The following is a 9,337-nucleotide window of genomic DNA, read 5'->3' on the forward strand; positions in this document are numbered from 1 at the left end:
GATGAGGAATCAGCAACCATGACGATCCTACGTTCACTGCTCCCGGCGCTCGCGCTGGGAGCCGGCCTGGCCGGACCCGCCACGGCCGCCGACGACCTGCAGTGGCTCGAGCCGCCGCACGAGACCAAGGCCCTTGAATGGGCGCGCCAGGCCACCGACCGCACCCGCGCCGGGCTCGGCGCGCTGCCGGTGCATGCCGCGGTCTCCCGCGAACTGGCCGACGCGCTGGTGCAGGCGCCGGCCGAGCCGGACCAGTACCTGCTCGGCGAACGCGCACTGCGCGTGTACCGCGATGCCGAGCATCCCTACGGCCTGCTCCAGGCGGCGCCGCGCGATGCCCAGGGCCGTGCCGGCCAATGGCGCACGGTGCTGGACGTGGCCGCGCTGCGCGAGCGCGAGGGCGTGCCTTTCGAGCTGCAGGCCTACGACCTGGGCAGCAGCTGCCTGGCACCCGCCTACGCCCGCTGCCTGCTGCGCCTCGCGCCCGGCGGCGGCGACGAGGTGGAGATCCGCGAGTTCGACCTGGGCCGCGGCGACTTCGTCGAGGACGGCTTCCGGGTACCGCGCTCGCGCGCCTTCGCCGAATGGATGGGGCCGGACCAGGTGATGGTCGGCCACACCCTCGGTGATGCGCCCAAGTCGCTGGCCGGCTGGCCGACGGCGTTCGGCCTGTGGACCCGCGGGCAGCCGCTGGCCGACGTGCGCCCGGTGTACCAGGGCAAGACCGGCGACGCCATCGTGCAGCTGGCCGGTGTCGGCACCGGTGCCTCGGCGCAGGCGGTGCTGACCCGGGCGATCGACTACTCCACCTTCGAGGTCAGCCTGGTGGACGGCGATGGCCAGGTCCGCGTGCTGCCGCTGCCGCAGACGCTCAAGGCCTTCGGCGTGCTGGCCACCTCGCGCCGCCATGTGCTGCTGCAGCTGGCGGCCGATGCCACGCTGGAAGGACGCGCCTATCCGGCCGAGACCGTGATCGCCTATGCCGCCGACCCGGCGGTGCCGGAAGGCCGGCGGATCTCCGCGGTGTACGCGCCGGCCGACGGCGAGTTCGTCGATGCCGGCTTCGGCGGCCTGGCCGCCAGCGGCGAGGAAGTGTTCCTGGTGGTGAACCGCCACCTGCGCCAGCGTGTGCTGGCCGCACGCCCGCAGGGAGACGGCTGGACGGTGCGCCCGCTCCAGGAAGTCGCCGCCGGCGACACCGCCACCCTGCGTGCCGATGCCCGCGACCGCGATGAGCTGGCCCTGTCGGTCACCGGCTTCCTGACCCCGCGCAGCCAGTACCTAGTCCGCGACGGCGGCCAGCCGCTGCTGCTCGCCCAGGACCCGGCGGTCATGGACGCGTCCGGTTTCGTCACCGAGATCGCCAACGCGATCTCGCGCGACGGCACCGACGTGGACTACTTCCTGCTGCGTCCCAAGACCGCCGCCGAGGGCCCGCAGCCGCTGCTGATGACCGGCTACGGTGCATTCGGGATCTCGCTGCGCCCCGGCTACTTCGACGCGGTGGTCGGTGGGCCGGCGCTGAAGCTGTGGCTGCAGCGCGGCGGTTCGGTGGCGATCCCGGCGATGCGGGGCGGCGGCGAACGCGGCGCGGCCTGGCACCAGGCCGCACTCCGCGAGAAGCGCCAGAACTCCTACGACGACTTCATCGCGGTGACCGAGCAGCTGATCGCGACGGGCTTCACCCGCCCGGAACGGATCGGCATCTTCGGCATGTCCAACGGCGGCCTGCTCACGGCCACCCTCGGCACCCAGCGCCCGGACCTGTTCGGTGCGGTGGTCAGCGACGTGCCGCTGACCGACCTCATCCGCATGCGCCACATGGGCATGGGCGCGGCGTGGATGAACGAGTATGGCGACCCCGACGTGCCGCAACAGGCCGCGGCGATGCTGGCCTATTCGCCCTACCAGAACGTGCGCAAGGGCACGGCCTACCCGCCGTTCCTGGTCACCATCTCGACCGAGGACAACCGGGTCGGGCCGGGCCATGCGCGCAAGTTCGCCCACCGCCTGGCCGACGCCGGCGCCACCACCTACTTCTATGAAGACGAGGAAGGCGGCCACGGCGTGAGCGACGCCTTCCGCAACCCCGAGCTGATGGCGCTGCGGATGAGCTTCCTGATCGACCGACTGATCGACGGTGGCACCGGCAGCCACTGACGCCGGATGCGGCAGGCTCCGCCTGCACGGCAACGAAAAGGGCCCCGCGCATGCGGGGCCCTTTCGTGGATCGTTCCGCGTCCGCCGGCGGGTGCCGGCGGTGCGGTTGTCCGGATCAGAACTTGTAGTTGACCGAAGCGGCCAGCACGTCGCCACCGACCTTGTACTTGCCATCGACGAAGTTGTTGGTCGCCGACACCGCATGCGTGTTCGGATCGCTGGTGAACAGGTGGGTGTAGCCCACGCTGTACTCGGCCCTTTCCGACGGCGTCCAGGTCAGGCCCAGCGACAGCCACTTGCGCGAGGTGTCCGGCACGCGGACGTCGCGGTGAGCGTCGGTGGTCGGGGTCTGGTCCAGGGCCAGGCCGCCGCGCAGGGTCAGCGTCTCGCTCATCCGGTACTCGGTACCCACCGAGGCAAAGGTGGTGTCGCGGTAGTGGAACGGCAGCACGCTGTCGGGCTGGTTGGAATCGTACTGCACGGTCACCTGGTCGAACTTGCTCCAGGCGGTACGCGACACGTCGGCCATCAGCGACCACTGGTCGTTGATGCGGTGGCTGAAGCTCACCGTGGCACTGGCCGGCAGGGTGATCGAAGCGCGGCCCTTGCTGTCGATGAAGGTGCCCGGAGCGGTCGCGGCCAGCAGCGCGGCGGCGTTCGGCGGCACGGTGAAGCGGGCGTTGCCGTCATTGATCTTGTGCTTGACCGAGGAGCGGTAGCTGAAGGCGATGTTGGTGCCTTCCACCGGGGTCAGGGTGGTGCCCAGGGTGTAGCCGTAGGTGACCTTGTCGCCCTTGATGCGCAGGAAGCCGTCGGCGCTGCCCGGGGAGAAGCCCATCTGCGCCATCTGCTGCGCGGCCTGCTGCGCGGCGGCAGCCGCCTGCGCCGGGGAACCGCCCGCGGCGAGCGCGGCGGCCGCGGCCTTCTGCTGGGCGCTGGCGTTGATCGCCGTGCCCATGTCCAGGGCGCTGGTCAGATCGACGTTCAGGCGCTCGGCGAACACCGACGCGCCGAAGGACACGTACGGGTTCACGTCGTAGGAGAACGCCGCGCTCAGGTCGATGGCCTGCAGCTCGGTCTTGACGCCGCTGTAGCGGCCGACCCAGTCGCGGTCGTATTCGGTCTTGAAGCCGAACGGCACGGTCAGCGAGGTACCGAAGTGCATGTTGTCGTTCTCGCCGAACGGCAGGTGCAGGTACATCGCCGGGACCGGCGCGATCATGCCGGCGTCGCCGCCATTGCCGCCGGAGATCGGCGCGCCGTTGGCGTAGTGGCCATCGCCGCGGAACTTGGCGCTGAAGCTGATGGCGCTGACGTCGGCCTGGAACTGGCGGCCCTCGAGCAGGCGCATCGAAGCCGGGTTGGTGGCGATCACCGAAGCGTCGCCCTCCGCGGAGGTGGAACCGGCAAAGGCGCGGCCCAGGCCCTTGGCGCTGTTTTCCTTGAGCTGGAAAGCGGCGGCGTCGGCATGGCTGAAGGCCAGCGCACCGGCGATGCCGAAGGCCAAGGCGGTGACGCGTGCGAGCGTTGAAGTGGTTTGCATGTTGAAGCTCTCTCCGGATGACGGTGATGGTTCACTGGTGCGCCTGCGTCACGGGACCCTCCGAACCCGTGCCGCGCCGGATTCCCCTTCCCGACATACGACGCCGTATGCAGTATCACCCAATTGTGTTAACCAAACAATAACGCCTCTTCATTCATACATCTGAACGTCCTCACCCCGTCAAACCACCGCCGGAGTAGGCTTGCCGCGCCATGTTCATCTCCCTTCCTTCCCGCCAGAAACCCGGACCGCGCTGGGCGGTGCCGTTGCTGTTCGCACAGATCTGGCTGGCCTTCCTGTGGTCCATCTCCTGGCCGGACGAGGCCCGGCGTTCGCTGTGGATGGACTGGGGCGCCCTGTCCACCGGCCTGGGCAATCCCCAGGACTGGTGGGCGGCATTGCGCGACGGCAGTGTGCTGCGCCTGTTCACCGCGCTGTTCCTGCACGCGGACTGGCTGCACCTGCTCGGCAACCTGGTGTTCCTGCTGATCTTCGGCCTGCCCGCCGAGCGCGTGCTGGGGCCCTGGCGCCTGCTGTTCCTGTTCCTGCTGGGCGGCGCCGCCGCCAACCTTGCCGCCCTGTATGCGATGGGCTCGCCCGACCGGATCATCATCGGCGCCAGCGGCGCGGTCTCGGCACTGCTCGGCGCCTACCTGGCGCTGTTCCCCGGCGCACGCCTGGGCGTGGTGCTGCCGCTGGGGCTGTTCCTGGAATTCGTCCGTGCCCCGGCCTATCTGCTGATCGGGGTCTGGGCCGCACTGCAGGTGCTGTTCGCCTACATCGGCCCGAGTTTCGGCATGGTCGCCTGGTCCGCGCATGCGGCCGGCTTCCTGTTCGGCATCACCTACGGGCTGTATGTCCGGGCGGCGATCGCGCGGCGGCTGCGCAAGCGCCACGGTTTCTAGCCCGCGCCCGGGGGCCCGGCCGGCTCCCTATAATCGCCGGATGAGCAACAAGCCCCTGTACAAGATCACGTTCCTCAACCACGGCAAGGTCTACGAGCTGTACGCCCGGCGCGTGGGCAGCAGCCACCTGTGGGGATTCAACGAAGTCGCCGACCTGGTGTTCGATCTGCACGACGGGCTGGTCGTGGACCCCACCGAAGAGCGCCTGCGCGAGGAGTTCGGCAGCACCCGGGTCCTGCACCTGCCGATGCAGAGCATCGTCCGCATCGAGGAAGTGGAGAAGAAGGGCCAGTCGGCCATCCGCGACGCCGCCACCGGCGAGAAGGTGGTCACGCCCTTCCCGGTCCCGGCCAAGCCGCGCTGAACCTCCCATCGCCTGGCCGGCAGATCGCCCGTCCGGGCAGACCGGGCCGATTCAGCTGTCCGTGTCGGCGGCGGCCGCAGGCACCTGCGGGTGTGGCGGTGCGGCTTCGTCCACGTCCACGTCCGGCACGGGCTCCGGCGCCGTCGGCGCGGCCTTGACGGCGGGAACCGCCGATCCGGGCTGCTTGAGTTCGCGCAGTGCCGCCTGGACCGGCCCATCGCCGGGCAGCACCACCCCGGCCGCCGCCGTCGTGGCCTCGTCGTCGCCCCGCAGGTGGCCCGGCAGCTTGGCCTCGCTGAAATCGGCCAGGGCCGCCGGCCTGTCCTTGTCGGCATTGGCCGGATCCGGCGTCAACTCGACGTCGGGCACGATGCCGGTGGCCTGAATCGAACGGCCGCTGGGCGTGTAGTAGCGCGCCGTGGTCAGCTTGACCGAATCCCCGTTGTCCAGCGGCAGCACCGTCTGCACCGAGCCCTTGCCGAAGGTGCGGCTGCCGACGATCCGCGCGCGATGGTTGTCGTGCAAGGCGCCGGCCAGCACCTCCGACGCGCTGGCCGACCCCGCGTCGACGATGACCACCACCGGGGCGCCCCGCATCAGGTCGCCCGGTGTTGCCTCGAACCGGGCATCGCTGACCGAGATGCGGCCGCGGGTGCTGACGATCACGCCCTTCTCCAGCAGGTCGTCGGCCACCTGTACCGCGGCGGTGAGCAGGCCACCGGGATTGCTGCGCAGGTCGAGCACCAGGCCCTTCAACTTTCCACCCGCCTGCGCCTGCAGTTCGCCGACGTGCTTCTGGAAATCGGCACCGGTATCGGCCTGGAAGGTGCTGATGCGGACGTAGCCGTAGCCCGGCTCGAGCAGCTTGCTGCGGACGCTGGTGATGCGGATGGTCTCGCGGGTGACGGTGACGTCGAACGGAGGCTCGCGGTCGCGCTGGATCGTCAGCACCACCTCGCTGCCGGCGGGGCCGCGGAGCGGCTCCATCGCCTCGATGGTCGCGATCGGCTTGCCGTCGATGGCCACGATCAGGTCCCCGGCACGCAGGCCGGCGCGGGCCGCGGGCGTGTCGTCGATCGGCGACACCACCTTCAGGGTGTTGTCCTGCTGCTGCAGCAGCTCCACGCCGATGCCCTCGTAGGCACCGGTGGCCTGCTCGTCGAAGGCTTCGGCGTCCTGCTTGTCGAAATAGGTGCTGTGCGGGTCCAGGTCCAGCAGCAGGCCGCGCACCGCCGCGTGCATCAGCTTCTTGTCGTCCACCGGATCGACATAGGCGGCACGCACGGCGTTGTACACCGCGACGAAACGGCGGATGTCCTCCAGCGGCACCCGCGAGGTGGCCGACTCCTTGGACGTGGGATCCTGCGCCTTCCGGGCGGTCTCCGCGGTGCTCTGTGCGAAGCCGATGGCCGGCGACAGCGCGGACAGCAGGGCAAGGACGAGACCGGCTACACGCATGAACCACTCCATGAGAAAACGGATGCGCGCCAGGCGCGCCGGGGTCGATTATGCGCGATGCCGGGCCGAATTCCCGTTGAACGGGCGGCGGCGCGCCCGCCCGCCGCTCAGCCGGCAGTCACTGCCGCTGCAGCCAGGTACCCGGATCCACCGGCTGACCATTGCGGCGCAGTTCGAAGTACAGTGCCGTCACCCCCTGCCCGCCGGAGTTGCCGACACGCGCCACCGCCTCGCCGCGGCGCACCCGTGCGCCGGCGTCCCGCAGCAGGGTGTCGTTGTGCGCGTACAGGCTCATGTAGCCATTGCCGTGATCCACGATCAGGATCATGCCGTAGCCGGTCATCCAGTCCGAGAACACCACGGTGCCGTCGGCGACCGCGGTCACGCTGGTACCCGCCTGAGCGCCGATCAGCACACCGCTGCTGGTCCGGCCATCCGGCAGCCGCCCGCCGTAACGGGCCAGGAGGTTGCCCGACAGTGGCCAGCCCAACCCGCCGACTTTCGGCGCAGGTGCGGTCGCCGCGACTCTCGGCGGCACTTTCCCCGCGCCGCTCCGGGCCGGTGCGGTGGCGGTGCTCTGGCGCGCACGCTCGGCGGCAGCCCGGCGTTCGGCCTCCGCACGCGCCGCCGCGGCCCGTAGGTTGGCCAGCAGCCGCTCGAGGTCGCGCGCATCCTTGCCCAGCGCCTTCTCGCGCTCGCTGCGGTCCTGGTAACGGCTGTCCAGATCGGCCGCGACGTCGGCACGACGGCGGCGCTCCGCGGCCAGCGCGGCCGACTGCTGTCGCTGGCGTTCGCGGGACGAGGCCAACTCCTCGCTGCGCGCGACAATCCGCCGCTCGGTGTCGGTCAGCGCCTGAAGATCCCCGGTCAGCCGGGTGATCATTTCCGCCCGCGCATTCTGCAGGTAGCGGTGATAGACCAGATCGCGGTTGGCATCGGCCACGCGGTCCTGCGACAGCAGCAGCTTCAGCGGCGCGTGGTTGCCCAGCTGGTATGCCCCGCGCAGCAAGGCCGCCAGTTGCCGGCGCTGGCCGGCGAGGTCCGCCTCCAACGCCTGCTGCCGCTGCTTGAGCTCGGCCAGCGCCGCCTGCTCGCGGCGGATCGCCGCCTCGGTCTCGGCCACCGCACGGCCGCTGCGGGCGACCTTCTCATCCGCCTCGCGCAGCTGCCGGGACGCCTCGCCGCGCGCGCCCTGCAGGCGCCGCCGTTCCTGGGCCAGGTCACGCAGTTCACCGCGCAGCTGCTGCAACTTGCGTTCCGCATCGCGCGAACCGCTCTGCGCCAGCGCGCCGGGGCTGGCCAGCCCCAGCGCCAGCAGGCAACCGATGCCCCACGCCGACAGCGTCGCGAAACGGGCAGGCCGGAGGCGGCGGGCGGATTGTCGCAAAGAGGTTCCAGTGACTTCAGGCAGATGTGGATTGTACCCAGACATGCTGCCATCCACTTGTGCCCAACAGGGTTTTCCCCGCCGAGACCTGCGATGAAACGACTCCTGCTGCTGGCCCTCCTGCTCCCGCTCGGGCAGGCGATGGCCGGCGACGACATCAGCAAAGTGAATGGAAGCATCCGCACCGATGCCAATGGCGTCTATCGCGACCTGGATACGGTCAATGGCAGCATCCATCTCGCCAGCCATGTCCGCGCCCGCGACGTGGATACCGTCAACGGCAGCATCCGCGCCGACGAGTACGTGCAGGCGCGCAACCTTGAAACCGTGAACGGCACGATCCGCAGCGGCACCGGCCTAGTTGTCAGCGGCGGCCTTGAGACAGTCAACGGGAGCATTTTCGTCGACCAGGGGGGGCGTATTTCCGACGACGTCGAGACGGTCAACGGGAGTATTGGGCTGGTGCGCAGCGAGGTGGGCGGTGACGTGAAAACGGTCAATGGCGACATCACGATCGGGGTGGGCTCGCACGTCCGCGGCGGGGTGCGGGTCAGCAAACCGACGTTCAGCCTGTCGCTGACGCCACCGCGCCGTCCGCGGGTGATCGTGGGCCCGGAGGCGGTGGTGGAGGGCACGCTGAGCTTCGAGCGCGAGGTGCGGCTGTACGTGCACGAGAGTGCGCGGATAGGGCCAGTGAGTGGCGCCACGGTGCGCCGTTTCGACACGGAGAGCGCCCCGCGCGATTGAGGCCCGGCCGGCGCGGCGACCTGCTGCAAGCTTTGGGCGATCAGACGGTTGCCTTGATTGCGCACCAGGCCGATTCCACGGCGCATCAGGCGCTGCACAGGGCGGCTCCCCCCCTCTTGGGTTGACCTCCAGGCCAACGTGGCATGCCTGCTCGTCGCGTTTCTACCCAGGGGAGATTCCCGCGCCGCTCCCTCCCCCGCCAACCCGACCCGCCCCGGCTTTCATTGCGCCGCCTTTCGTGAAGTACGCCATGGCGTTCCGAGGTGGATACAACGGCAGACAGCCGCAGCAACGGGCGGCAATCGCTACAGCGCCGCTTCCACACGGCACACGGAGCACTCAGGCACCGGCCGGCCTGGATTGATACGAACTCCCTGACCTCACGATCGACCAAGCCGGTCCCGCATCTCACGGCACCGAGGTGCCTGGCGGACGTTGCCATCGGGCGATTTTTTCGAGGATCCGCACGTGGCACGCCAGCACGAGGCGGACATCCAGTTGCTGGAGCGTGCGGTGACGACGGTGAGTGCCGGGGCGGTGTGCCTGACGGCGCCTGTGATCGCCGAGCGCTGGGCGCAGGCGGCGACGCTGCGGCTGGCGGGCCGGGGATAGGGATCCGGCAGGTTCCGGACAGGAAAAAGCCCCACTGCATGAGCAGCGGGGCTTTTTGGGTAAAAACCCTGGCGATGACCTACTCTCGCATGGCTTGAGCCACACTACCATCGGCGCAGCTGCGTTTCACTTCCGAGTTCGGGATGGGATCGGGTGGTTCC

General features: G+C 69.8%; 7 protein-coding genes, 1 rRNA gene and 1 pseudogene. 5 read left to right on the forward strand and 4 right to left on the reverse strand.

Features of this window, described 5'->3' with window-relative positions:
• The first annotated feature begins 18 nt into the window (after nucleotides 1–18).
• Entirely contained in the window at nucleotides 19–2,160 is a 2,142-nt protein-coding gene (locus K5L01_RS12925) for a prolyl oligopeptidase family serine peptidase (protein WP_250064953.1), read from the forward strand.
• A gap of 115 nt (nucleotides 2,161–2,275) precedes the next feature.
• Here the strand turns inward: K5L01_RS12925 and K5L01_RS12930 are convergent, their stop codons facing one another.
• Nucleotides 2,276–3,703, reverse strand: a complete 1,428-nt coding sequence (locus K5L01_RS12930) for an outer membrane protein transport protein (protein ID WP_250064955.1) — start codon at nucleotides 3,701–3,703, stop codon at nucleotides 2,276–2,278.
• 212 nt (nucleotides 3,704–3,915) lie between these two features.
• Between K5L01_RS12930 and K5L01_RS12935 the strand changes: the two genes are divergently transcribed.
• Together K5L01_RS12935 and K5L01_RS12940 are read left to right on the forward strand one after the other, a co-directional pair.
• Nucleotides 3,916–4,608, forward strand: a complete 693-nt coding sequence (locus K5L01_RS12935; RefSeq protein WP_250064956.1) for a rhomboid family intramembrane serine protease — start codon at nucleotides 3,916–3,918, stop codon at nucleotides 4,606–4,608.
• Between the two features lie 40 nt (nucleotides 4,609–4,648).
• Entirely contained in the window at nucleotides 4,649–4,972 is a 324-nt protein-coding gene (locus K5L01_RS12940; RefSeq protein WP_250064957.1) for a DUF1820 family protein, read from the forward strand.
• Between the two features lie 51 nt (nucleotides 4,973–5,023).
• Here K5L01_RS12940 and K5L01_RS12945 read toward each other — a convergent pair whose 3' ends face one another.
• Both K5L01_RS12945 and K5L01_RS12950 read right to left on the reverse strand, forming a co-directional pair.
• Nucleotides 5,024–6,430 (reverse strand): S41 family peptidase, encoded by a 1,407-nt coding sequence (locus K5L01_RS12945; RefSeq protein WP_250064958.1) that lies wholly within the window; start codon nucleotides 6,428–6,430, stop codon nucleotides 5,024–5,026.
• 118 nt (nucleotides 6,431–6,548) lie between these two features.
• On the reverse strand, nucleotides 6,549–7,862 hold the full coding sequence (locus K5L01_RS12950; RefSeq protein WP_250064959.1) for a murein hydrolase activator EnvC family protein: 1,314 nt from the start codon (nucleotides 7,860–7,862) through the stop codon (nucleotides 6,549–6,551).
• A 48-nt stretch (nucleotides 7,863–7,910) separates the two neighbouring features.
• Between K5L01_RS12950 and K5L01_RS12955 the strand changes: the two genes are divergently transcribed.
• Together K5L01_RS12955 and K5L01_RS12960 are read left to right on the forward strand one after the other, a co-directional pair.
• Complete coding sequence (locus K5L01_RS12955; protein ID WP_250064960.1) at nucleotides 7,911–8,564, forward strand: DUF4097 family beta strand repeat-containing protein; 654 nt, start codon at nucleotides 7,911–7,913, stop codon at nucleotides 8,562–8,564.
• A 367-nt stretch (nucleotides 8,565–8,931) separates the two neighbouring features.
• Nucleotides 8,932–9,176 (forward strand): annotated as a pseudogene (locus K5L01_RS12960) (methylglyoxal synthase); the annotation flags it as partial.
• Nucleotides 9,177–9,242: 66 nt separating this feature from the next.
• Here K5L01_RS12960 and rrf read toward each other — a convergent pair.
• Nucleotides 9,243–9,337 (reverse strand): 5S ribosomal RNA (gene rrf, locus K5L01_RS12965); the annotation flags it as partial.

It is taken from the genome of Stenotrophomonas mori, assembly GCF_023556335.1.
GTDB lineage: Bacteria > Pseudomonadota > Gammaproteobacteria > Xanthomonadales > Xanthomonadaceae > Stenotrophomonas > Stenotrophomonas mori.

Bases quoted from the DNA above. Each gene is read 5' to 3' on its own strand.
- K5L01_RS12930 (WP_250064955.1), bottom strand. From the start codon at position 3,703: ATGCAAACCACTTCAACGCTCGCACGCGTCACCGCCTTGGCCTTCGGC.
- K5L01_RS12935 (WP_250064956.1), top strand. From the start codon at position 3,916: ATGTTCATCTCCCTTCCTTCCCGCCAGAAACCCGGACCGCGCTGGGCG.
- K5L01_RS12950 (WP_250064959.1), bottom strand. From the start codon at position 7,862: ATGTCTGGGTACAATCCACATCTGCCTGAAGTCACTGGAACCTCTTTG.
- K5L01_RS12945 (WP_250064958.1), bottom strand. From the start codon at position 6,430: ATGCGTGTAGCCGGTCTCGTCCTTGCCCTGCTGTCCGCGCTGTCGCCG.
- K5L01_RS12955 (WP_250064960.1), top strand. From the start codon at position 7,911: ATGAAACGACTCCTGCTGCTGGCCCTCCTGCTCCCGCTCGGGCAGGCG.
- K5L01_RS12925 (WP_250064953.1), top strand. From the start codon at position 19: ATGACGATCCTACGTTCACTGCTCCCGGCGCTCGCGCTGGGAGCCGGC.
- K5L01_RS12940 (WP_250064957.1), top strand. From the start codon at position 4,649: ATGAGCAACAAGCCCCTGTACAAGATCACGTTCCTCAACCACGGCAAG.